This window comes from Pseudomonas sp. B16120 (genome assembly GCF_044218845.1).
GTDB classification, from domain to species: domain Bacteria; phylum Pseudomonadota; class Gammaproteobacteria; order Pseudomonadales; family Pseudomonadaceae; genus Aquipseudomonas; species Aquipseudomonas paracarnis.
Genome location: NZ_CP162588.1, coordinates 2,732,197 through 2,755,646 on the forward strand (window position 1 = coordinate 2,732,197; position 23,450 = coordinate 2,755,646).

Genomic DNA, 23,450 nt, shown 5'->3' on the forward strand with positions numbered 1-23,450 from the left:
TGTGCCCGTAATCCGCCAGTGATTTGGGGGGGGCGCTTCAGATCAAGAGCAAGATCAAGAGCGACTCGCTTCGCATCGTGGTTACCGCTGGCTGCTACGGAGTTGTGTAATACCTATTGTTTGGTGGCGCCAACCCCCCATCTCCAAGCCTTTGAAAGAATTTTCCTACAGGTGTTGACCTTGCCACTACGGGAACCTTTAGGCTTTTTTCCGAGTACGCCCAACCACAAAAACAAGATTCAGGGGTTATCAATGGATACTGCTGCCCTGCAACAACGCTCGGATTCCGATCTCTTCACCAACGCCTCGCGGCTGATGGTGAATGCCTTGGAACCCAGCGCCAACTACGCCCAAGTCACCCGCGCGCTGGAAGCGCTGCTCGCACTGACCCGGCAAGGCCTGGCGGGAGACGCCCAAGCTTATGCGCACTATCAGTCAGCCCTGCTGCAACTGCACCTCCCCGGTGACCCGCGCACCGAGCCGACCCGGCGCTGGATGGCCAGCGAGGTCTACCGCGTCGAAGATGAGTTCGCCGCCGACGTGCCGGGCTTTAAAGCGTTGCCGGCGGACGAGTTCCGTCAACAGGTCGACGCTGAAATCGCCGCACGCAGCCGGGTCAACCACCCGATGTCGGTGCACCTGTTCCAAGGTACGCCGCCGGTGCAGGATGTGCGCTTTTTCCTGGAGCATCACTGGACCCGTTCCTACAACTTCTACAGCCTGCTGGCCGAGTTGGCCTTTCGCTTCGAAGCGATCGAAGACGCCTCGGTGTTTTACCGCAACTTGTACGGCGAAGCAGGCGCTGAGACACCGGAGCGTTCGCACCCGGCGATGCTCGCCCATCTGATGGAGTATTTCGATATTCCGCTGGCCATCGATTTCCCCGCGCTGCATCCGCTGGAAAAGGCCTACCTGAATAATCGCATTCGCTGTGTGCGCCACACCGATGTCGCCTGGGGCCTTGCGCTGCTCTATGCGGTGGAGTCTGTCAGCTGCGTCAACCATCGGCGCATCTACGAGTTGTTGCAGCGCCTGGATGTACCGGCGCAGCCCAGCGATTTCCACCGCTTGCATGGCACCCAGGATGAGATCGACACCGAAGAAATGTGGGCACTGATTGCCAAGTTCTCCAGCGAGGAAGGCTTTCAACGCACGTTCATGCGCGCACTCAAGCGCCACTTCGAGATCAACAAGGCCTACTTCGACAGCCTGTGGCAGCAGATGCAGGCCCAACGCCTGTCTGCCTGAACGACCTGCGATCCAAAAACAAAAATAATGGAGCACATGATGAGCCCACGTAATTTTTCCCTGTCGCAATTGCAGAATATTCACACGGCCGAAGCCCGTCTGCTGGCGGAAGCCTTGAAACCGGACGCGACGTTCAATCGCATCGAAATTGCCGCCAATATGCTGCGCGCCCTGTGCGAGACCGGCCAACGTGGCGACGCCGCGAATGCAGCGCAGTGCCAGCAATTGCTGTACATCCTCTCGTTGAGCGACGACGTGGCCACCGCCTCGACCCGGCGCTGGCTGGCCAATGCCGTCTATAGCGTGCAAGAGCGTTTCATGCCGTCAGCCGACCTGGCATCGCCCTTGTCCGAGGCCGGTTTCCAGCAGCGCCTGGAAGAGCAGATTGCCGCGCAGTCGCGGGAAAACCATCCGATGTCGCAGTATGTGTTTGAAGGCAAAGCCTCTCGCGAGCAATTGCAGGTGTTTTTGCGCCACCAATGGTTCCGTACTTATCGCCTTTACCGGGACGCCGCCGACCTGCTGGTCAACCTGACTGACGTGGACGAGGCGGCTGCCCTGGCGCGTTATCTCTACGGCGAGTTGGGCGAAGAGGATGAGCAGCGTTCCCACCCGAAGCTGTTGGCCAAGCTGCTCGCCGCCGTGGGCCTGAATGCCGATTTCGAGGCCCTCTCGACGATGCCCGAGGAAATCGCCTACCTCAACAACCGCGCACGCTGTTTCCGCAACCCCGATGTCGGCTGGGGCCTGGCGGTGTTCTACATCACCGAACTGGTGGTGCCCGGTAACCACGGCAAGCTGTACAACGCCCTGCGCAACGCGGGCTTGAGCCAGGATGACGCGGAGTACTACGAAGTGCACATCAGCCTGGTGCCGCCGCGGGCCAAGCGTGAATGGGCACTGATCTCACGGCGTATTCCGGACCTGGGGTTCCAGAATGCGTTCCTGACGTCTCTGGCCGAGCACTTCCGGCTGGAGCGGGCTTATTACGATGCAGTCTGGGAAGAAGTACAACGCGTGAAGTAGCCCTCCCTGGACAACCCGAGTAACCCGACATGCCAAGTCATATCACTGAATCCCGTATCCACGGGGGCGCTTACTCGTCCCCGGAATTTGCTGCAATCTTCTCTGATGCCAATCAGGTGCAGAAGTGGCTCGATGTTGAAACAGCGCTGGCGGCGACCCAGGCGCAGATGGGCCTCATCCCCCACGAGGCCGCCCGGGAGATTGCCCGGGTAGCCAGCGTGGAACTGCTGGACCTCGATGCGTTGGGGCGCGAGGGCCTGGAAACCGGGCACATCCTGGTGCCGACCCTGCGCGCCTTGCAGGGGTTATGCGCCGATGGGCTGGGCGAATACGTGCATTACGGCGTGACCACCCAGGACATCCTGGACACCGGCCTCATCCTGCAAATCCGCGATGCCTGGGGCCTGGTAGTGCAGCGTTTGCGCGGGATCCGCGGGCATCTGCTCACGCTCGCCCTGCGCCATAAGCACACGGCGATGGTCGCCAGAACCCATGGCCAACACGCATTGCCCACCACGTTCGGCTACAAGGTGGCGGTGTGGGTCGATGAGATTGATCGACACCTTGAACGCTTTGACGAAGCCTACGCCCGGGTGATGGTCGGCAACCTGACCGGCGCCGTGGGCACCCTGGCCGGGCTTGGCCCGCAGGGTTTGGACGTGCAGCGCCGCACCCTGGAAAGCCTCGGCCTGGCGGCGCCGTTGACCAGTTGGCACAGCGCCCGCGACCGCATCCTGGAAGCGGCGTGGCTGCTGGTGCAGGCGTCGGCGACGTTGGGGCGTGTCGCCAATGAGATCTACCACCTGCAGCGCACCGAGATCGACGAAGTGCGCGAGGGGCGGCGAGCCGGGCAAGTGGGGAGTAGCACCATGCCCCACAAGCAAAACCCGTCGACGGTGGACCTGATCAGCGCGCTGTCACGGCTGGTGCGTGCGCAGATGGTTGCGCTGACCGATGCGGCTTTCCAGATGCACGAGCGTGACGGCACCACCTGGCGCATCGAATGGGCGGCCTTACCCGAGCTGTTCATTTACGCCGGTGCGTTGCTCGCTCGTATGGAAGGCTTGCTGCTGGCGGGGTTGGAGGTGCGTGAAGCGCGCATGCGCAGCAACCTGGACTTGTTGGGCGGGCTGATCCTGTCGGAGCGCGTGATGCTTGCGCTGGCGCCTCGGTGTGGCAAGCAGACGGCCCATCACCTGGTGCACGACATCGCCCTGCAGGCCCAAGACGCGGGCGTTTGCTTTCGCGACGCGCTGCTTGGCGACCCTCGGCTGCGCGGTTGTTTCAGCCCACAAATGCTCGATGACTTGCTTGACCCGACGGCCTACACAGGGCTGGCGGCCGAAATGGTCGATCTGGTGGCAACTAAAGCACGATCTCGCGCTTCGGGCGATGGCGCTGAAGCACTGATGGCAACCCAAGGCAATACCAATCAGTCCCTGTACGCTACGGAGGGTATGTGATGGATGCGCAAACTTTGGAAACGACAGCTCGTGCGTCTTGCACCGCACGTTCGGACCACCCAGGTTTTGATCATGACGGCGAGCAATGCCGCCACGAACACAGCCACATCCTCGATTCGAAAACCCACGGTTCGGGTTATGCCGGCCCGCAGAGCCGCAAGATTTTTTGCAGTCATTGTCGCCTGCAACGCTGGCTGGACGTGGAAGCCGCGCTGGCCATGGCGCAGGCCGATGTCAACATCATCCCGCGCGAGGCGGCCCTGGAGATCGAAAAGGCCGCGTTGCTATCGGGCATCAATGTGCGCCAACTGGCCGAGGGTGTGGTTGCCACTGGGCATTCGCTGATGCCATTGCTGAGCGCCCTGCAAAAAAATTGCAGCCCCAGTGCCCGTGAATACGTGCATTACGGCGCTACCACCCAAGACATACAGGACACCGCCCAGTCCCTGGAGATGCGCGATGTGCTTGATGCGATGGACCAGGCCCTGGAGACTTTGCTGGGTAAGTTGTCGACCCTGGCCGATGCGCACCGTGACTCGCTGATGGTCGCCAGGACCCACTCGATTCCCGCCTTGCCGACCACCTTCGGGCTGAAGGTCGCTGGCTGGATCGATGAGCTGTTGCGCCACCAGCAGCGCTTGGCCGAAGCCCGCCAGCGTGTACTGGTGGTGCAACTGTTCGGCGGGGTCGGCACCATGGCGGCGTTCGGCCCGGACGCCATGCCGATGCTGGAGCGTTTTGCCCAGCGGTTGTCGCTGCAAGTGCCCCTGACGGGCTGGCATGTGTCCCGTGACCGCGTTGCGGAGTTCGTCAGCACCCTGGCCATGGTTACCGCTTCGTTGGCCCGCGTAGCCGATGAAATCCGTACGCTCAATCGCTGGGAAATCGCTGAAGTGGAAGTGGGCTGGAGCGACCAGCAGATCGGCAGCAGCACCATGCCGCACAAACGCAACCCCGAAGGCTGCGAGCAGGTGGTGGTGTTGGCGCGGCTGGCCAAGGCCCAGGTCATGCTCGCGCTGGACGCGATGATTCTTGAGCATGAGCGCGATTACCGCGGTACGCGGCTGGAGTGGTGCGCGGTCGCGGACGTTTCCCACTATGCATTGATGGCGCTCTCGATTCTGACCGAGACCATCGACGGGCTCACCGTGAATGTGCAGAAGATGGAAGGCACCGCCCAGGCGTATGGCGATGCCATCTGCACCGAAGCGGTGGTGTTCGAAATGGCGCGCAAGCTGGGCAAGAGCAGCGCCTACCAGATCATCTTCGAAGTATCCCAGGCCAGCCAGCGCAATCACGTGTCGATCCGCGAGGCAATCGAGGCCGATGCGCGGGTGCTTGCTGTCATGAGTGACGGCGCCCTGGCACGGCTGTTCGAGCCCAGGACCCACCTGGGCATGTCCGAGCGCATCGTTGACAACGTGCTGGCCAAACTCGCCGGCCATTGATCCCTTAACAGACTTGCAAATTCATCAAGGAGCGACAGATGTCCAACGTTATGGAAGTTGATAAAGCCAAGGTCCAACAGTTCTCGGCGCGGATCATGGAGGATTACGGCAACACGCTGCGCGGTGCCATGCTCTACATCGGCGACCAACTCGGCTTGTTCAAGGCATTGGCCGACGGCCAGGCGGTGACCCTGGAAGAGTTGGCGCACAAGACTGGCTACAACGCGCGTTACTTGCGCGAATGGCTGGGCAGCATGGCCACCGGCAATTATGTGACCTACGACGCGCAAACCCGCCGCTACCAGATGCCGGCTGAATTTGTGCCGGTGCTGGCCGATGAAGACTCGCCGTATTTCGCCGGCGGCATCATTCAGCTGAGCGTGCCGTTCGTGAGCATGGCGCCCAAGGTCATCGAAGCCTTCCGCCATGGTGGTGGCTGCGCTGAAGAGGCGTTCCCGCTGGAAACCTGGAAAGGCATGGAGCGCATGACCATGCCCTGGTACAAGCATTACCTGGTCCAGCACTGGATTCCATCCCTGGATGGCGTCGAAGAGAAGCTCAAGACCGGCGGCAGTGTCCTGGATTTTGGCTGCGGTGCGGGCCTGGCGGCGATCACCATGGCCAAGGCCTATCCTGAGGCGCGCATTGTCGGCTGCGATTTCCACCTGCCTTCCATCGAGTTGGCGCGGGCCAACGCCGAGGCGGCCGGCGTGGGTGACCGGGTGCAATTCGAGGTGAACGACTCCGATGCCTTGCGCGGCCAGCAATTCGACTTCGTGACCACCTTTGTGGTGATCCACGATGCCACCGACCCTCAGCAGATGCTCAAGGATTTGCGCGCCGCCACGGCCGAAGACGGTACCTACCTGATGGTGGAGCTCAACCTGTCCGAGGAACTGCACGAGAACATGAACCTGTTCGGGCGCGTCATGTACCCGCAGAGCACCCTCTATTGCATGACCTGTTCGCTGTCCCACGGTGGGGCAGGGCTGGGGGCGTTCATGGGCGAGAAGCGTGCCCGCCAGATGGCTGAGGCAGCCGGGTTCAGCCGCTTTCGTAAAGTGCCTTCGCAGTGGCCACCGATGCCGGCGCTGTTCGAACTCAAGCCTTGATAGAAAGCATCCGCGAGTCGCTTTGCGCAGTAAGGCAATTTAATGGCCCCTTTGTAACAAAATCCTCGCCAAAATCACTTTTATTTTCAGGTGGTTAGGTGAGGATGCAAATGCGCTCTGTGGGAATGATGCTGATTGCCTGCTCCCTGGCCGGCGGCGCGACTGTCGCGCAGGCCAGGGAATTGCGCGAGGGTGACAAGTACATGTGCAGTTGGGGCGCAGGCACGGCCGCCAGGGCCCAGGAACTCAAGTTATCCGGCGTTTCGCTGTACGCGGCCCGGCAGAAGATCCAGACCCTCAAGTTCAGCAAATCGTGGATGCGCATGATGGCCATGGGGATCACCGAGCAGACCTATGACAGCCGCTCAAGGCTCAAGCCCGAGGCGATTCGTCAGAGCTTTTATCAGGATTGCCTGCGCTACAAGGTGGCGCGCAAGTAATTCGTAGCCCCGCACCAGCCGTAGGGCCTTTACAAATCCACGACAAACCCCGTGTGAGTATTTGCATACAATTGCGCACTTCTTCTATGGAGGCCGGTATGCAAGTGCTGATTCGAACGGCGACGCCTGATGACGTCGACACGCTGTGCGCGATTCGCACCTCGGTGGTGCAAAACCACCTGAGCCTTGAACAGATGGCTGGCCTGGGGATTACCCCGCAGGTATTGAGCGACACGTTGCGCGCAGCACCTTGTGGCTGGATCGCGGAAGTGGACGGCCAGGCGGCGGGGTTTTCCATGGTCGACCTGGATGAAGGTGAAGTGTTCGCGATGTTCGTGCTGCCATCCCACGAGAAGCTTGGCCTGGGCCGTCAACTGATGGCGGTGGCCGAGGCGGCCCTGTTTGAGCGCCACGACACGGCGTACCTGGTGACTGATGGGCGTGATGAGATCCGGGCCAATGGGTTCTATCAGCGCCTGGGCTGGTCTGTCGTGGGCCCGGTCGATGGAGATGATGTGCGTTATGAAAAGAGCAGGGCGCCATAAGGCCATGAATGCCCCAGCGCCTTCATCGTCCAACAGCTTGCGCTACTTCGCGGCGGGCGTGCTGGTTGTCGCAGTGTTACTGGGGTTCTATTTTGTTCAGCTCAACGCCAAGGTCGACCGCCAACGTGAAGAAGCCGCTGAACGTTTGGCGCTGTGTCGTCACCTGGAGGCTGTGGTGGGCGCCACCGCTTCGAGTCGTGAGGCCCTTCAAGAAACGTGCAAGCAATTAAGTGAACAATTACTTAAAAGTACGGCACCGGATTAATAACCCTTTTTTATACGTGGGTTTATAACCGTTACTTGCACCAAAAAGTAGCACGACTGCCGCCTTCCACCTTAAAAAACATGTGGTTATTGAATGACTTACGACGCTTTCAATCCGACGAAAGGATTAAAATAATCTTGTTACATGTTTTTACAATCGCTACTATAGCCGGGCGTTCACCTCCCACGGTTTATGCATTTTTAAATCCCAAGTTTCCATCAGCTACTTGGGATTTTTTTTGCCCGCGATTTAATCTCGGCCTGTCGTTCATGGCCGGTTACGCCCGACAAAGTGAGGGCTGGTTAACACTGTTGCATTAAATGTCCGGTGGCCGGCAAAACCTTATCTATGCTGCTTGCATCGCCTCAATCGGGTAGAACCCAGGGACGGGGGGCTGATCATGATTTCCATCACCGAATTCAACCGCATCATGGCTTCAGGCTTCCTGCCGCTTGCGTGTGAGTGCTGCCTTAACAGCGACGGCTCACTGCGCATCAGCGTGTTCGAGCCTGCGTCCGGTCGTGTCGACTTGCTGCTGACCCGCGTATCGCCCGAGGGCCTGGACAGCATCCGTGCCATCGCCAACCTGATTGGTGAGTTGCGTGCCGAGATAAAGGCCGGGCGCCGCGGGTTCGCGGCGGTGGGTTAGCGGCTGTCCAGGGCGTCAGAGGCGCCGCAGGAAGGATTTGACGATGTGGCGGGTGGCGTCTGTGGTGTCCAGCTCGTCCAGGGCGCTGTAGGCATACCACTGGCAATCGACAATCTCATTGCACGGCCGTGCCTCGTCGATATTGACCACCGAGGCCTCAAACACATGGTGGACGGTGTCGCGGGCCTTGAGCTCTTGCAGGTACAGCAAGCCGTCCACGTTTAACCCGGTTTCTTCTTCCAGTTCGCGTTCCGCCGCGCCGACAGGGCGCTCGTGCGCTTCGACTTTCCCGCCGGGCAATGCCCATTTTGATCTGGCCTTGCGCACGAAGAGGATATGCCCCTCATGTTCGCAAATGACGGTTGCCCTAATTTTCATCGAATGTGCCCCCGCGCCGAATGAGTGTCATAAAAGTGTAATGCAATTGTCATGCTAAGTGGTTATGGCGCGCCAGGGCCGGTATGTGGATACTGCCCGATTGACGAATACGACCGAGGACATTAGATGAAGACCATACGCTGGGGCATGATCGGCTGTGGCAGTGTCACTGAATTGAAGAGTGGACCGGCTTTCTATAAAGCGCCAGGTTCGGCCTTGGTCGCCGTGATGGGGCGGCGTGCCGAGGCGGTGCGCGATTACGCGGCGCGCCATGGTATTGCCCGTTGTTATACCGATGCCCAGGCCTTGATCGACGACCCCGAGGTGGATGCGGTCTACATCGCCACGCCACCCGACAGCCATCTTGAATACGCCTTGAGGGTGGCGGCGGCGGGCAAGCATTGCTGCGTCGAAAAGCCGATGTCGCTGAATGCTGAACAGAGCGCGTTGATGCAGCGCACATTCGAGCGCGCCGGGCTGCATCTGTTTGTCTCCTACTACCGGCGTTCATTGCCACGCTTTCAGCAAGTGCGCACCTGGCTGCAGGAAGGCCGTATCGGTGAGTTGCGTCACCTGACCTGGACCTTGTGCAAACCCGCTGCCGTTACAGACACCGACGCCAGCAATTGGCGCACCGACCCGGCCATTGCCGGTGGCGGCTACTTTGCCGACCTGGCCAGCCATGGGTTCGACCTGTTCCAGTACCTGGCCGGGGACATCGTCGAGGTCTCAGGCTTTTCCGCACGACAGGCAGGACGCTACGCGGCAGAAGACGCAGTGACGGCCTGCTGGACATTTGCCAGCGGTGCATTGGGCATGGGCTGCTGGAATTTTGTGGCGGACCGCCGCGAAGACCGGGTCGAACTGATCGGCAGTCGCGGCCGTATTCAATTTTCGGTGTTCGACGACCAGCCGCTGCGTCTTGAAGGCGAGACCACCGAGGTGTTAGAGGTGCCGTGTCACACCCATATTCAATGGCACCATGTCCTGAACATGAACGCGCATATTCGTGGCGAGGCCGAGCATCCGTCGCTGGCCATCGAAGCGCTGAAGACCGATATCATCCTGGACAAGGTGTTACACCGTTATTCCCAGCATCCCTAGTCGTGGCAATAGCGTAAGGCTTCACTCTTTTAAAGGAATACCGGGATGAAATACTGGATGGTGGTGTGGCTGCTGATCGCCACCGCGACAACGGCGGCGCCACGCAGCCAAGGGCAGTCGGGCGAGTTTGATTTCTATGTGCTGTCGTTATCGTGGTCACCCACGTTTTGCCTGACGCACCCAGGCAACGAGCAATGCTCGGGTAAGGGCTACGGCTTTGTGCTGCATGGCTTGTGGCCGCAATACGCGCGGGGAGGGTGGCCGGCGTCCTGTACGCCGCAGACGCGCTTGAGCGAGGTAGAAATGGACAAGGGCGCTGCGCTGTTTCCCACCCGCGCGCTGCTCAAGCATGAGTGGGCCACGCATGGTACCTGCAGTGGGCTCGAACCGTTGGAATATCTGGAGAAGACCGATGTAGCGCTCGGTGCGGTCGCCATCCCGCAGCAGTTGCAACCGTTTAATACGCCGCCGTCATTGCCGGCCAGTGAGATCGAGGCGCTGTTTCGCGCGAGCAACCCGCGTATGGGTAACCACGGGATGGCGGTGATCTGCAAGGGAAAGGTGTTGTCGGAGGTACGGGTGTGCCTGACCAAGGACCTGGCCTTTGCCGGTTGCCCGCGCAGTGTGAAAAGCCAATGCCGTGGGGGCGGTATTCGTATTCCCGCGCAGCGTTGAGCCGTGCAATCGCCTAGAACTCGCCGGAATACTTCACCGCAGCTGCAGCGCGCGAGGGGACATTCAGGCTGCGCAACAATGACGACACATGGATACGTACGGTAAACGGCGAGATATTCAGGGCCTTGGCAATTTCCTTGTTGGTCTTGCCCTGGGCAATCAGGCGCAGCACTTCCTGCTGGCGGGTGGTGAGGGTGTGGGTGTCGAGGGGCAGCAGGCCTGAAGGGGCGAATTTGACCAGCACTTCGCCTTCGCGGATCGCCAGCAGGGCCTGGCCGATCTCGTCCGGGGCGATGTTCTTGCCGATAAAACCGTCGGCGCCCAAGGCCATGACCTGTTCGATCAGCGCGGGGTCATCGACCATCGACACCAGGACCAAGGTGGTGCGCTTCAGTTGCTGGCGCAGTTCGGCCAGTTGGCTGATGCAGGTCAGGCCGGGAAAGCGCAAATCGAGGATCAAGGTATCGACCTCGCCCGCTTCGCGCAGCAACGCATTCACGGTGGCCAGGTCGCCGGCCTCCTGCACCACCGCGCCCGGCAGCAGGCGCTGCACGGTGCGCGTCATGCCTTCGCGAAACATGGGGTGGTCGTCGGCGATGATGATTCGGCCGGTCATGGCGAGCTCCTTCCTGGGGCAAGGTTGTGTCGAGGCATGCTAATTTATTTACCGCCGATGTAGGAGCGAGCTTGCTCGTGAAGCACGCACAGGCACCGCGTACTCCCAGGTCAAACGCGTTATCGTTGACGTTTTTCGCGAGCAAGCTCGCTCCTTCAGATGATAGGTCAAGGATATGACGATGAGCCCCGAGACTAACTCCGAACTCGATCAGGCTAACCTGCGCATCGTGGTGGCCAGCATCGCTATCGTTTACATCGGCGTGCTGGGCTTTTTGCCTGGGCAGTCGCTGGACACCTATCTGCCGGTGATCCTGTATATCTTGCTGTTCCTGCTGGCGTCCATCGTGCTTCGCCAAGTGATCGCACGCTGGCCCGGGCATTATCCGGCGCGGCGGATCTTTGGCATGATCCACGACTACACGGGCACTTCGTTCGGCCTGGTGGTAGGCGGTGAGGCGGCATTGCCGCTGTATGCGGTGATGGTCTGGGTGAACCTGGGCAACGGCATGCGCTACGGTTCGCGCTACCTGGCAATTGCGACGGGGCTGGCGTTGCTGGCGCTGTTGATCGTGTACCAACTCACGCCGCTGTGGCAGGCACAACCATTCATGGTGCTGATGCTGATGATCACCAGCACGGTGATCCCGGTGTATGCCCATATCCTGTTGGAGCGCACGCGCAAGGCCTCCGAGCAGGCGATCGCCGCCAACCTGGAAAAATCCCGTTTTCTCGCCCAGGCCAGCCATGACCTGCGCCAGCCGATCCACTCCATTGGCCTGTTTACCGCCTGCCTGCGCGAAGCCCGTTTGGGCGAGGACGAACAGCGCTTGGTGGACAATATCGACCGCTCGCTGCTTAACGTCTCGCAATTGTTCCGCTCGATTCTCGACCTCTACACCCTCGACAACGGGCGCCTGTTGCCCAAATACCAAGTGATCCACCTGGGCGACTTCCTTGCCGACCTCGTGCGCCAGAACGCCGAGGCTGCTCGCTGGGCGGGCGTGGAGCTGCGCCTGCGCCCCTGTGCCCACTGGGTGCTGGTTGATCCGGCCATGCTGGCGACCATGGTGCAGAACCTGCTCTCCAATTGCTTCAAGTACGGGGCGCAACGACCGGTGCTGATTGGCGTGCGCATGCGTGATGACGGCGTGGTGGTGCAGGTGCACGACCAGGGGCGGGGGATTGCCAAGGAGCATCTGTCAAAGGTCTTCGAAGAGTTTTATCGCGTGCGCCAACTGCGTGACAAGGACGTCGAAGGTGTGGGCCTTGGGCTGTCCATCGTCAAGCGCCTGGGGCAATTGATGGGGTTGCAGGTGAGCCTGCGTTCGCGGGTCGGCCATGGCACCTCAGTAAGCCTGCATGGCCTAGCCTTGGCCACCGCGCCGCGTCAACCGGCCTTGCGCGACGATGCACGCCAAGCCGGGCTGCTCACCGGCCTTAAGGTGTGCCTGGTGGAAGATGACTACAACGTGCTGCTCGCCACCCAGGCCCTGCTGGAGCGCTGGGGGTGCCAAGTGCAGGCCGAGTCCACGGGGCAGGGTTTGGTCAGTGACTGCGACATCATCGTTGCCGACTATGACCTGGGCAACCACGCCACCGGCATCGAATGCATCGACCAGTTACGCCAGCAACGCGGCTGGGCGGTGCCAGCGCTGATCCTTACCGGGCACGACGTGGAGAAAATCCAGGCCGCGTTGCATGATCGTCAGATCGCTATTTTGTCCAAACCGGTACGCCCTGCGGAACTGCGCGGCACTCTGCGAGCGCTCAGCCAGGAAAATATTACTGCATGAACGGCGTCAACCCATTGCCTTTGGCGCCCTTGGGCATGCAGTAGGCCGCGGGCTTCATCAGGCCGAAGCTGGCAATCGCGAACGCGCCGCCGCTGGCACCACTGGGTACGGAGCAGTTGTACTCGCCGGAGGCTGTGTTAGCGACGTAGTAGGTGGTCATGGAGTCGCTGCGCACATTGGAGATACGTTTTACCGGCTCGCCCAGATTGGTTTCCGACAGCTTCTTGAGATGATCTTCGGTGGGCTTGATATTGCTGCAACCGGCGACGCCGATGATCAAGGCGCCCAGCAGGGCAAAGCGAGTGACAGGGGAGTAGAGTTTCATGGTGCTTCTTCCTTGGGGTTGTTTTGGTTTTTCCAACGCGCAACGAACCCGCGCGCACGGAATGCGCGGTGTGGGTGAGAACGTTGGAAGTGCCGCGGAATATAGCGCTGCCGTGAGGTAGGGTCGATTAGCACAAATGGGCTAATGGCAGTTTGAGGTCACGGAAGGAGCTTGCGATGCTGGAGATAAAACGTGCCACGCCGGACGACGCCGAGCGTGCGTTTGAGATTCGTCACGAGGCCATTCGCGGCCAATGCATTGGCGCCTATAGCGCTGAACAAATGGCGCTCTGGACCCGAGGTCGCGCCAGTGATGGCTACGGCGCGCTGATGGAAAAACAGTTCTACATGGGATGGTTCAATGGCAAACCAGTCGTCACTGGCATGCTGGATCTTGCCAGCCATGAAATCGGAGCCTTGTTTGTATTGCCCCTATTCAGCGGGCGAGGGTTTGGCAAAGTGATGCTTGCTCACTTGGAGCGTATGGCGCAGCAGCGGGCGATTGAACAGGTTGTGCTGGATGCGACACTGAACGCGGTGAGTTTTTATAGAGCGTGCGGGTATGTGGGCGATGAGCAGGCGGTGTACCGCTCGCCGTCCGGGTTGGTGCTGGCGTGTGTACCGATGGTGAAGCGGTTGCGGGTTATGAGTCCCGTTTGAATGCAGCGCGCAATTGCTCGATCACAGGCTCTATTCCTGGCCCTTGAATCGGCGGCGGGGTGAGGCTCTCGCCAAACTCGCGCCATACGAACAGGGTCAGTTCAGCGCCATCGGTCATGGGTTCGAGGGGGGGCGTCCCGAAAGCGTTCAGCGAGCGATAGCGTTCGTCCCGCCAGAACGCTTGCTCTACCCAGTCATAGACGGGAATGCAATGAAAATGCAGCGGTAAGCCCGGCATATGGCCGTAACGGCTGATATACAGCCATTTTGGCTGGAGCTGGGTTTGCATCACCCGCTGGATATTGGCGAGCAGGCCGCCCAGTTCGGCCAGTGCGGCTTCAGGCATGTCGGGGAGGGCGTCAATCGGCGCCCTGGCGCCCAGCATCAAGTAACCGGGCAGCTTCGAGGTCAGGTGGTGGTTGAGCTGCCAGTGCTCGGTCTGGTGAAGGATAAAGGCTGGGTTGATTTGCATGCGCACGGGTCCCTGTGGGTTGGAGTGGCAGGATACCAAGGGTGAGGCGGTGTCATCCCCTCCAAGTGGCCACGCGCTGTACCTGTGGCGAGGGCGCTTGCTCCCGTGACGCCCCACGGTCCAAATGTGGGAGCTGGCTTGCCTGCGAAAGCGGTGGTTCAGTTAAAGATGCAGTGGCTGACACGCCGCCTTCGCGGGCAAGCCCGCTCCCACTGGGGACCGGTGCCAGGCGTAGATCCTTTGGGCGATGCATGACCAATGTGGAAGCCAGCTCCCATAGTTTGATCGTGGGGGCATCCATCAGATCAGCGTTCGTTTCTGAAGCGCCCAGGGGCATTTTGTTCAATACGCTCATCGCCCGGCGCGTTACCGTGATCTCAACATCGTTGGCATCACACAAGGAACTGTAATGAGCTTGATCCTCTCCATGGCCGCTTTTGCCCTTGCCACGTCCATCACGCCCGGCCCCGTCAATGTGGTTGCTTTAAGTGCCGGCGCGCGTTTCGGTTTTGTCGCCAGCCAGAAACATGTGTTGGGCGCCGCCGTAGGTTTCACCTTGTTGTTGATACTGATCGGCCTGGGGCTGCATGAAGTGCTGGTGCGCTGGCCGATACTGATCCAATTGATCCGCTGGGGCGGAGTCGCGTTCCTGTTGTACATGGCGTGGAAACTCGCCGTGGACGATGGTCGGCTGGACGCTGACGGTACCGACACCGCGCCGTCGATGCTGTATGGCGCGATCATGCAGTGGCTCAACCCGAAAGCCTGGCTGGCGTGTGTGGCAGGCATGGGGTTGTTTGTGGCTGATGGCGATGCGGCGCAGGTGTGGTTGTTTGCCGCGCTTTACCTGGTGATCTGCTACCTGTCGGTGGCGTGCTGGGTGTATGCGGGGACGTTTTTACGCCGCTACTTGAACAACCCCAAAGGTGTACGGCTGTTCAACCGCTCAATGGCCGCGTTGCTGGTGGCCAGTGTGGGTTATTTGCTGATGGCTTGAGGTTCTCGCGGTATTGCCCCGGCGTGGCCGCGAAGTGTTGTTTGAAGGTGCGCTGGAAGTGCGCCTGGTCGGCAAAGCCCGCGGCCAGGGCGACGTCGGCAATCAGTGCGCCATTGCGCAGTTGGCTGCGGGCAAACTGGATGCGTCGGTTGACCATGAAGGCGTGGGGCGTCAAGCCGTAATACTGCTTGAACGCGCGGATCAGGTAAGACGGCGACAGGTCGGCCGCCTGGCAGATGTCTTCGAGTTTCAAGGCCAGAGTGCAGTAAGCGCGGATGTAGTCGGCGGCGCGTTCGAGTTTGTGGTTGACCTCGCGTACCGGTGCCAACGAAGGGTTCAGACGCTGTTGCACCTCGGTGAAGTAACTCACCAGCGTGCTCTGTTTTTGCAGCAGTTCGGCCTGTTCATCCACTAGCGTGCGGTACAGGTCGAGCAAGCCGTGGTACAGCGTGGTGTCGCGGGTATGGGGCGTGTCGAATGGCCGGTAGCCCTGGTCGGTACTGAACCCCAGCTGGTATTGCAGGTCGGTCAGCCAGGGCGTGTCCAGGTACAGCATGTGGTAGGACCAGGGCTGGTCATGGATGGGGTTGCACGCATGCACATCGCCTGGGTTCATCAGCACCACGGTGCCGGCGCTGATTTCGAAGGTGCGCGTGCCGTAGTGGTAATAGCTGCAGCCGGTGGTGATCGCACCGATGGAAAAATGCTCATGGGCGTGCCGGGTGTAGGTGACCTTGCGCCCGTCGGCGATGGTGCGCGCTTCGATGAACGGCAGGCGTTCGTCGCGCCAGAAGCGCGGCGTGTCTGCGGGACGGGCGATTGGGCTGAGCGACATGGCGTTATTTCTCCTGCATTTGCACCCGCGTGCCGTCAGGCCGGCACCAAAAAAGCCGCCTTGAGCAACTGCCGGGTATAGGCATGTTGCGGGTCAGCAAAAATAGCCTGGGCATCGCCTTGCTCCACCACCTGGCCTTGCTTGACCACCATCAACTGGTGACTCAGCGCCTTCACCACTGCCAGGTCATGGCTGATAAACAGGTAGGTCAGGTTGTACTTGGCCTGCAAACCGCGCAGCAACTCTACCACCTGGCGCTGTACCGTGCGGTCCAGGGCCGAGGTGGGTTCGTCCAGCAGGATCAGGCGCGGCTTGAGCACCAGCGCTCGGGCGATAGCGATGCGTTGGCGCTGGCCGCCGGAAAATTCATGGGGGTAGCGATGCCGGGATTCGGGGTCCAGGCCCACTTCCTTGAGCGCCGCGATAATCGCCGCTTCCTGTTCGGCGGGCGTGCCCATCTTGTGGATACGCAGGCCTTCGCCAACGATCTCGCTGACGCACATGCGCGGGCTCAGGCTGCCGAACGGGTCCTGGAACACCACCTGCATTTCCCGGCGCAACGGGCGCACCTGCTGTTGGCTGAGGCGGTCCAGTTGCTGGCCTTCGAAGCGAATCCCGCCCTGGCTGCCGATCAGGCGCAAAATTGCCAGGCCCAAGGTGGACTTGCCCGAGCCACTTTCGCCAACGATGCCCAGGGTTTGGCCCTGGGGCAGGCTGAAGTTGATGCCGTCCACAGCCTTGACGTAATCGACGGTATTGCGCAAAAAGCCTTTCTTGATCGGAAACCAGACTTTCAGGTCGTCCACTTCCAGCAGCGGAGGGCCGACATCATTGTTGGCTGGCCCACCACTGGGCTCCGCCGCGAGCAATTCCTGGGTGTAGGGATGCTGGGGCGACTGGAACAGTGTCTCGCAATCGGCCTGTTCAACGATGCAACCTTGCTGCATCACACACACACGATGGGCGATGCGCCGTACCAGGTTGAGGTCGTGGCTGATCAGCAGCAGGGCCATGCCCAGCCGCGCCTGCAGCTCCTTGAGCAATTCCAGGATCTTCAACTGCACGGTGACATCCAGCGCCGTGGTCGGCTCGTCGGCAATCAACAACTCCGGCTCGTTGGCCAGGGCCATGGCGATCATCACCCGCTGGCGCTGGCCGCCGGACAGCTCATGGGGCAGGGCCTTGAGGCGTTTGTGCGGTTCGGGGATACCCACCAGCTCCAGCAATTCCAACGTGCGCTGGGTGGCGACCGTGCCGGTCAGGCCCTTGTGCAGGCCGAGCACCTCGTTGATCTGTTTTTCGATGGAGTGCAGCGGGTTCAACGAGGTCATCGGCTCCTGGAAGATCATCGCAATCCGATTGCCGCGTATATGCCGCAGGGTCTTCTCTTTAAGCGTCAACAGGTCTTGCCCTGAATACTCGATAGTGCCCGACGGATGCCTGGCCAATGGGTAGGGCAGCAGGCGCAGGATCGAATGGGCGGTGACCGATTTGCCCGAACCGCTTTCACCCACCAGCGCCAGGGTTTCGCCGCGCTTAATGTCGAAGCTGACGTGGTTGACCACCCGGTGGTGGTGCTCGCCGGTGACGAATTCGACACTGAGGTCGCGGATTTCGATCAGATTGTCCGGATTCATCTCATTTCCTCGGGTCGAACGCATCGCGAGCGGACTCGCCGATAAACACCAGCAGGCTCAACATGATCGCCAGCACCGCAAAGGCACTCATGCCCAGCCACGGCGCTTGCAGGTTGGACTTGCCTTGGGCCACCAGCTCACCCAGCGACGGCGAACCTGCCGGCAGCCCGAAGCCGAGAAAGTCCAGGGCGGTGAGGGTGCCAATGGCGCCGGTGAGGATGAAGGGCAGGAAGGTCATGGTCGAGACCATCGCATTGGGCAGGATGTGACGAAACATGATCGCGCCGTTCTGCATGCCCAGCGCCCGCGCCGCGCGCACGTACTCCAGGTTGCGCCCGCGCAGGAACTCGGCGCGCACCACATCCACCAGGCTCATCCAGGAAAACAGCAGCATGATCCCCAGCAGCCACCAGAAGTTGGGTTGCACGAAGCTGGCCAGGATGATCAGCAGGTAGAGCACCGGCAAGCCGGACCAGATCTCCAGGAAACGTTGCCCGGCCAGGTCGACCCAGCCGCCATAAAAGCCCTGCAAGGCGCCGGCAATCACGCCGATGATCGAGCTGAGTATGGTCAGGGTCAGGGCGAAGAGCACCGATACACGAAAGCCGTAGATCACCCGCGCGAGCACATCGCGCCCCTGGTCATCGGTGCCCAGCAGGTTGACCGAGGACGGCGGCGCCGGGGCCGGGACTTTCAGGTCGTAATTGATGCTCTGGTAGCTGAACGGAATCGGCGCCCACAAGGTCCAGGCGTCCTTGGCCTTGAGCAGTTCCTGGATATACGGGCTCTTGTAGTTGGCTTCCAGCGGGAATTCACCGCCGAAGGTAGTCTCCGGGTAGCGCTTGAGCGCCGGGAAGTACCAGCCGCCGTCGAAGTGCACCGCCAGGGGCTTGTCGTTGGCGATCAACTCGGCGCCCAGGCTCAGCACGAACAGCACCAGAAACAGCCACAGCGACCACCAGCCACGCTTGTTGGCCTTGAACCGCTCGAACCGGCGGCGATTGAGGGGGGACAGGTTCATCTCAATGCTCCCGGCTGGCAAAGTCGATTCGCGGATCGACCAGGGTGTAGGTGAGGTCGCCGATCAGTTTCACGATCAGCCCCAGCAGGGTGAAGATAAACAGCGTGCCGAACACCACTGGGTAGTCACGGTTGATCGCCGCTTCAAAGCTCATCAGGCCCAGGCCGTCGAGGGAGAAGATCACCTCCACCAACAACGAGCCGGTAAAGAAGATGCCAATGAAGGCCGAAGGGAAACCGGCGATCACCAGCAGCATGGCGTTGCGGAACACGTGGCCATACAGCACGCGGCGGTTGGTCAGGCCCTTGGCCTTGGCGGTGACCACGTACTGCTTGTTGATCTCGTCGAGAAAGCTGTTCTTGGTCAGCAGGGTCATGGTCGCGAAGTTGCCGATCACCAGGGCGGTGACGGGCAGCGCCAGGTGCCAGAAGTAATCGAGGATCTTGGCGCCCCAGCTCAACTCCTCGAAGTTGTTGGAGGTGAGCCCGCGCAAGGGGAACCAGTCGAAATAACTACCACCGGCAAACACCACGATCAGCAGAATCGCAAACAGGAATGCCGGTATCGCGTAGCCGACGATGATCGCCGAGCTGGTCCACACATCGAAATGGCTGCCGTGGCGCGTGGCCTTGGCGATCCCCAGGGGGATGGACACCAGGTACATGATCAGGGTGCTCCACAACCCGAGGGAAATGGACACCGGCATCTTCTCCTTGATCAGGTCGATGACCTTGGCGTCCCGGAAAAAGCTGTCACCGAAGTCCAGCTGGGCGTAGTTCTTGACCATGATCCACAAGCGTTCCGGCGCCGATTTGTCGAAGCCGTACATCTTTTCGATTTCCTTGATCAGCGCCGGGTCCAGGCCCTGGGCGCCACGGTAGCTGGAACCGGCCACCGCAACTTCGGCCCCGCCGCCAGCAATGCGGCTGGTGGCGCCGTCGAAGCCTTCGAGTTTGGCGATCATTTGCTCCACCGGGCCGCCGGGAGCGGCCTGGATGATGACAAAGTTGATCAGCAAGATCCCGAACAGCGTGGGGATGATCAGCAACAGGCGGCGAACAATATAGGCCAGCATTCAATCGCCTCCGCTCGCCGCATCGGCGTTCTGCGTGGTGTCGAGGGATACCGCCGGTTTGACGTCGGGTTTAGCCCACCAGGTGGCGGTGCCGACGTCGTAGCGTGGCGAGACCTTGGGGTGGCCCAGGTGGTCCCAGTACGCCACGCGGAAGGTCTTGATGTGCCAGTTGGGTATCACGTAGTAGCCGAACTGCAGCACGCGATCCAGCGCCCTGGCGTGGGCGATCAGGCTTTGCCGCGAACCGGCGTCGATCAACTCTTCCACCAACTGGTCGACGGCGGGGTCCTTGAGGCCCATGTAGTTGCGGCTGCCGGGCTTGTCGGCGCTGGAGGATTTCCAGAACTCGCGCTGCTCGTTACCCGGCGAGGTGGATTGCGGGAAGCTGCCCACCAGCATGTCGAAGTCGCGGGAGCGCAGGCGGTTGACGAACTGCGAGACGTCCACCCGACGAATCACCAGGTCGATGCCCAGGTCCGCCAGGTTGCGCTTGAACGGCAGCAGGATGCGCTCGAACTCGGTCTGGGCCAGCAGGAACTCGATGGTCACCGGTTTGCCGGTATTGTCGACCATTTTGTCGTCAACGATCTTCCAGCCCGCTTCTTGCAGCAGTTGGTAGGCCTCGCGCTGTTGGGTGCGAATCATGCCGCTGCCGTCGGTGTGGGACGGTTCGAATGCCTGGGTGAAGACTTCGCCAGGGATCTTGTCGCGCAGCGGCTCGAGAATCGCCAGCTCGTCCGGACCGGGTAGGCCGGTGGCGGCCATTTCCGAGTTTTCGAAATAGCTGCGGGTACGGGTGTAGGCACCGTTGAACAGCTGTTTGTTGCTCCATTCGAAATCCAGCAACAGGCTGATGGCCTTGCGCACCCGCACGTCCTGGAACATCGGCTTGCGCATGTTGAACACGAAGCCCTGCATGCCGGTGGGGTTGCCGTTGGGGATTTCTTCCTTGATCAAACGGCCTTCTTTCACCGCTGGAATATTGTAGGCATTGGCCCAGTTCTTGGCGCTGAACTCCAACCAGTAGTCGAACTGCCCGGCCTTCAAGGCTTCCAGGGAGACGGTGCTGTCGCGGTAGTAATCGGTGATGCGGGTATCGAAGTTGTAGAAGCCCTTATTGACCGGCAGGTCCTTGGCCCAATAATCCTTGACCCGCTCGTAGCGAATCATACGGCCTGGCTTGACCTCCGCCACTTGGTAAGGCCCGCTGCCCAAGGGGACTTCTAGATTGCCCTTGGAAAAATCCCGGGTCGCCCACCAGTGTTTAGGCAGCACTGGCAACTGCCCCAGGATCAGCGGCAATTCGCGGTTGTTGGTGCGCTTGAACTTGAACAGCACGCGCAACGGGTCTTCAGCCACGACTTCATCGACGTCGGCGTAGTAGTTGCGGTACAGCGGGTTGCCTTCCTTGATCAGGGTCTGGAAGGTGAACACCACGTCTTCAGCGCGGATCGGGTGGCCATCATGGAAGCGCGCTTCGGGGCGCAGGTAGAAGCGCACCCAGCTGTTGTCCGGGGCTTTTTCGATTTTGCCAGCCACCAGGCCGTATTCGGTGATGGGTTCGTCCAGGCTTTGCATGGCCAAGGTGTCGTAGATCAGCGGCAGGTTGTCTGCCGGCACGCCCTTGCTGATATAGGGGTTGAGGCTGTCGAAGCCGCCCATGGCCGATTCGCGGAAGGTCCCGCCCTTGGGTGCGTCGGGGTTTACGTAGTCAAAATGCTTGAAGTCGGCGGGGTACTTGGGGGGCTCGTTGTAGAGGGTCAGCGCATGTTGCGGCGCGGCGTGCGCCGCGGTGCACAGCAACAGGCTAGCGAGCAGGGTAGTACGCAAGGACATCATTGGGCTTTCTCCGAAGCTTTCAGCCACCACGCGCTCAGGCCCAGGCTGTAGGGCGGCGTGGTGACGAAGGCGAACCGGTTGCGGTACGCCAGGCGATGATAGTTGAGGTACCAGTTGGGAATGCTGTAGTGCTGCCACAGCAGCACCCGGTCCAGGGCGCGGCCGGCAGCCAGTTGTTCGTCGCGGGTCTGCGCCGCCAGCAGTTGGTCCAGCAGGTGGTCGACCACCGGGTTGGCGATACCGGCGTAATTCTTGCTGCCCTTGATTGCGGCCTGGCTGGAGTGGAAGTACTGCCACTGCTCAAGACCGGGGCTCAAGGTCTGGTTGAGAGTCATCAGAATCATGTCGAAATCGAATTGATCGAGGCGCTGTTTGTACTGTGCGCGGTCAACGGTGCGCAAGCGGGCGTCGATGCCGATGCGGGTCAGATTTTCGACATAAGGTTGCAGGATGCGCTCAAGGTTCGGGTTGACCAACAGGATTTCCAGGCGCAGCGGTTGCCCGCCCTTGTCCAGCAGGCGCTGCCCCGACAGTTTCCAGCCGGCCTCGCTGAGCAGGGCCAGGGCCTGGCGCAGGGTTTCGCGGGGAATGCCACGGCCATCGGTGTGCGGCAGGCTGAACGGTTGGGTAAACAGCGCGGCCGGCAGTTGGTCGCGGTAGGGCGAGAGCATCAACCACTCATGGCCCACGGGCAGACCGGTGGCCGAGAATTCACTGTTGGGGTAATAGCTCACCGAACGCTTGTAGGCGCTGCTGAACAGCGTGCGGTTGGTCCATTCAAAATCGAACATCAACCCCAGGGCTTCACGCACCTTGGCCTGGCTGAACGCCGGTCGCCGGGTATTCATGAACAGGCCCTGGCTCTGGGTGGGGATCTGATGGGCGATCTGCGCCTTGATCACATCGCCGCGGTTGACCGCCGGGAAGTTGTAACCGGTGGCCCAGTTCTTGGCCTGATGCTCGATATAAATATCGAATTCACCGGCCTTGAAGGCTTCAAAGGCCACGTCGCTGTCGCGATAGAATTCCACTTCAACCTTGTCGTAGTTATAGAAACCCTGGTTGACCGGCAGGTCTTTGCCCCAGTAATCCTTGACCCGTTCAAACACCAGTTGCCGCCCAGGCGCAACCTTGGTGATGCGATAAGGCCCACTGCCCAGGGGCGGCTCGAAGGTGGTGGCCTTGAAATCACGGTTTTTCCAATAGTGCTGGGGCAGCACCGGCAACTCGCCCAGGCGCAGGATCAGCAAGGGGTTGCCGGCGCGCTTGAACACAAAGCGGATACGGTGAGGGTTGAGGATATCGACCCGTGCCACTTCTTGCAGATTGGTGCGGTACTGCGGGTGGCCTTCGGTCAGTAGGGTGCGATAGGAGAACGCCACGTCATCGGCTGTGATCGGCTTGCCGTCGTGAAAGCGTGCTTCGGGGCGCAGGTTGAACACCACCCAACTGCGGTCCTCGCTGTATTCCACCGACTGGGCAATCAGGCCATAACTGGAGGTGGGTTCATCGCCCGACGGCGCGTATTGCCCGGTGCCCACCATCAAGGGCTCATTGAGCTCGTTGACGCCGTACTGCAGGAAGTTGGCGGTGGAAACCGGGCTTGAACCCTTGAAGGTGTAGGGGTTGAGCGTATCGAAGGTGCCAAATGCCATCACCCGCAGCGTCCCGCCTTTGGGCGCTGCAGGGTTTACCCAATCGTAATGGGTGAATTTGGCCGGGTACTTGAGTGTGCCGAACTGCGCATAACCGTGGCTCTCGGTGATCGTCGCGTTCGCCGCAAAGCTCAAGGCCAGGCTTATTAGTAGAAGGAGGGGACGCTTCAA

24 protein-coding genes are annotated in these 23,450 nt (G+C 60.7%); 14 read left to right on the forward strand and 10 right to left on the reverse strand.

Annotation, left to right across the window (positions count from 1 at the left end; all coding sequences use genetic code 11):
* The first annotated feature begins 252 nt into the window (after positions 1–252).
* From AB4P90_RS12865 to AB4P90_RS12905, 9 genes are all read left to right on the forward strand, one after another.
* Entirely contained in the window at positions 253–1,248 is a 996-nt protein-coding gene (locus AB4P90_RS12865) for an HOASN domain-containing protein (RefSeq protein ID WP_395605952.1), read from the forward strand.
* A 39-nt stretch (positions 1,249–1,287) separates the two neighbouring features.
* Entirely contained in the window at positions 1,288–2,274 is a 987-nt protein-coding gene (locus AB4P90_RS12870) for an HOASN domain-containing protein (protein WP_130175549.1), read from the forward strand.
* A gap of 29 nt (positions 2,275–2,303) precedes the next feature.
* Positions 2,304–3,737, forward strand: coding sequence for an adenylosuccinate lyase (gene purB / locus AB4P90_RS12875; RefSeq protein WP_014718235.1), 1,434 nt, complete (start codon positions 2,304–2,306; stop codon positions 3,735–3,737).
* The gene (locus AB4P90_RS12880; protein ID WP_014718236.1) at positions 3,737–5,185 is read left to right on the forward strand and encodes an adenylosuccinate lyase family protein; all 1,449 of its coding nucleotides are present in this window, start codon (positions 3,737–3,739) and stop codon (positions 5,183–5,185) included. Before purB ends, AB4P90_RS12880 begins: the two co-directional genes overlap by 1 nt.
* 38 nt (positions 5,186–5,223) lie before the next feature.
* Positions 5,224–6,297 (forward strand): class I SAM-dependent methyltransferase, encoded by a 1,074-nt coding sequence (locus tag AB4P90_RS12885; RefSeq protein WP_014718237.1) that lies wholly within the window; start codon positions 5,224–5,226, stop codon positions 6,295–6,297.
* A gap of 110 nt (positions 6,298–6,407) precedes the next feature.
* A complete protein-coding gene (locus AB4P90_RS12890) occupies positions 6,408–6,737 on the forward strand; it encodes a hypothetical protein (protein ID WP_003191756.1) in 330 nt (109 codons plus the stop codon).
* Positions 6,738–6,835: 98 nt separating this feature from the next.
* A complete protein-coding gene (locus tag AB4P90_RS12895; RefSeq protein WP_014718240.1) occupies positions 6,836–7,282 on the forward strand; it encodes a GNAT family N-acetyltransferase in 447 nt (148 codons plus the stop codon).
* A gap of 4 nt (positions 7,283–7,286) precedes the next feature.
* Positions 7,287–7,547, forward strand: a complete 261-nt coding sequence (locus AB4P90_RS12900; RefSeq protein WP_019820299.1) for a hypothetical protein — start codon at positions 7,287–7,289, stop codon at positions 7,545–7,547.
* A gap of 400 nt (positions 7,548–7,947) precedes the next feature.
* Positions 7,948–8,196 (forward strand): DUF1652 domain-containing protein, encoded by a 249-nt coding sequence (locus tag AB4P90_RS12905; protein ID WP_014718242.1) that lies wholly within the window; start codon positions 7,948–7,950, stop codon positions 8,194–8,196.
* Between the two features lie 15 nt (positions 8,197–8,211).
* Here the strand turns inward: AB4P90_RS12905 and AB4P90_RS12910 are convergent, their stop codons facing one another.
* Complete coding sequence (locus tag AB4P90_RS12910) at positions 8,212–8,574, reverse strand: NUDIX hydrolase (protein ID WP_014718243.1); 363 nt, start codon at positions 8,572–8,574, stop codon at positions 8,212–8,214.
* A gap of 126 nt (positions 8,575–8,700) precedes the next feature.
* Between AB4P90_RS12910 and AB4P90_RS12915 the strand changes: the two genes are divergently transcribed.
* Both AB4P90_RS12915 and AB4P90_RS12920 read left to right on the forward strand, forming a co-directional pair.
* On the forward strand, positions 8,701–9,678 hold the full coding sequence (locus tag AB4P90_RS12915) for a Gfo/Idh/MocA family protein (RefSeq protein ID WP_014718244.1): 978 nt from the start codon (positions 8,701–8,703) through the stop codon (positions 9,676–9,678).
* A 45-nt stretch (positions 9,679–9,723) separates the two neighbouring features.
* Positions 9,724–10,353, forward strand: a complete 630-nt coding sequence (locus AB4P90_RS12920; RefSeq protein WP_038449954.1) for a ribonuclease T2 — start codon at positions 9,724–9,726, stop codon at positions 10,351–10,353.
* A 13-nt stretch (positions 10,354–10,366) separates the two neighbouring features.
* Here the strand turns inward: AB4P90_RS12920 and AB4P90_RS12925 are convergent, their stop codons facing one another.
* Positions 10,367–10,969 (reverse strand): response regulator transcription factor, encoded by a 603-nt coding sequence (locus AB4P90_RS12925; protein WP_168223790.1) that lies wholly within the window; start codon positions 10,967–10,969, stop codon positions 10,367–10,369.
* Positions 10,970–11,150: 181 nt separating this feature from the next.
* Between AB4P90_RS12925 and AB4P90_RS12930 the strand changes: the two genes are divergently transcribed.
* On the forward strand, positions 11,151–12,764 hold the full coding sequence (locus tag AB4P90_RS12930) for a hybrid sensor histidine kinase/response regulator (RefSeq protein WP_032903839.1): 1,614 nt from the start codon (positions 11,151–11,153) through the stop codon (positions 12,762–12,764).
* Here AB4P90_RS12930 and AB4P90_RS12935 read toward each other — a convergent pair.
* A complete protein-coding gene (locus tag AB4P90_RS12935; RefSeq protein WP_014718248.1) occupies positions 12,754–13,089 on the reverse strand; it encodes a hypothetical protein in 336 nt (111 codons plus the stop codon). The two genes, AB4P90_RS12930 and AB4P90_RS12935, sit on opposite strands and share 11 nt — an antisense overlap.
* A gap of 176 nt (positions 13,090–13,265) precedes the next feature.
* Here AB4P90_RS12935 and AB4P90_RS12940 point away from each other — a divergent pair, with 176 nt between their 5' ends.
* Positions 13,266–13,748 (forward strand): GNAT family N-acetyltransferase, encoded by a 483-nt coding sequence (locus AB4P90_RS12940; RefSeq protein WP_058410580.1) that lies wholly within the window; start codon positions 13,266–13,268, stop codon positions 13,746–13,748.
* On the opposite strand, the gene AB4P90_RS12945 is transcribed toward AB4P90_RS12940, so the two are convergent.
* Positions 13,732–14,220: a hypothetical protein gene (locus AB4P90_RS12945; RefSeq protein ID WP_058410579.1), complete on the reverse strand. Its 489-nt coding sequence runs from the start codon at positions 14,218–14,220 to the stop codon at positions 13,732–13,734. The two genes, AB4P90_RS12940 and AB4P90_RS12945, sit on opposite strands and share 17 nt — an antisense overlap.
* Positions 14,221–14,629: 409 nt before the next feature.
* On the opposite strand from AB4P90_RS12945, the gene AB4P90_RS12950 reads away from it, so the two are divergent.
* Complete coding sequence (locus AB4P90_RS12950; protein WP_019820289.1) at positions 14,630–15,217, forward strand: LysE family translocator; 588 nt, start codon at positions 14,630–14,632, stop codon at positions 15,215–15,217.
* On the opposite strand, the gene AB4P90_RS12955 is transcribed toward AB4P90_RS12950, so the two are convergent.
* The 6 genes from AB4P90_RS12955 to AB4P90_RS12980 are packed head-to-tail and all read right to left on the reverse strand — an operon-like array spanning position 15,159 to position 23,450.
* Positions 15,159–16,052 (reverse strand): AraC family transcriptional regulator, encoded by an 894-nt coding sequence (locus tag AB4P90_RS12955; protein WP_395605953.1) that lies wholly within the window; start codon positions 16,050–16,052, stop codon positions 15,159–15,161. The genes AB4P90_RS12950 and AB4P90_RS12955 overlap by 59 nt on opposite strands.
* 35 nt (positions 16,053–16,087) lie before the next feature.
* A complete protein-coding gene (locus tag AB4P90_RS12960) occupies positions 16,088–17,689 on the reverse strand; it encodes an ABC transporter ATP-binding protein (RefSeq protein ID WP_020301569.1) in 1,602 nt (533 codons plus the stop codon).
* A gap of 1 nt (position 17,690) precedes the next feature.
* A complete protein-coding gene (locus tag AB4P90_RS12965) occupies positions 17,691–18,710 on the reverse strand; it encodes an ABC transporter permease (RefSeq protein WP_003190688.1) in 1,020 nt (339 codons plus the stop codon).
* Position 18,711: 1 nt separating this feature from the next.
* The gene (locus AB4P90_RS12970; RefSeq protein WP_014718253.1) at positions 18,712–19,785 is read right to left on the reverse strand and encodes a microcin C ABC transporter permease YejB; all 1,074 of its coding nucleotides are present in this window, start codon (positions 19,783–19,785) and stop codon (positions 18,712–18,714) included.
* Positions 19,786–21,624, reverse strand: a complete 1,839-nt coding sequence (locus tag AB4P90_RS12975; RefSeq protein ID WP_014718254.1) for an extracellular solute-binding protein — start codon at positions 21,622–21,624, stop codon at positions 19,786–19,788.
* Positions 21,621–23,450: an extracellular solute-binding protein gene (locus AB4P90_RS12980; protein ID WP_014718255.1), complete on the reverse strand. Its 1,830-nt coding sequence runs from the start codon at positions 23,448–23,450 to the stop codon at positions 21,621–21,623. Before AB4P90_RS12980 ends, AB4P90_RS12975 begins: the two co-directional genes overlap by 4 nt.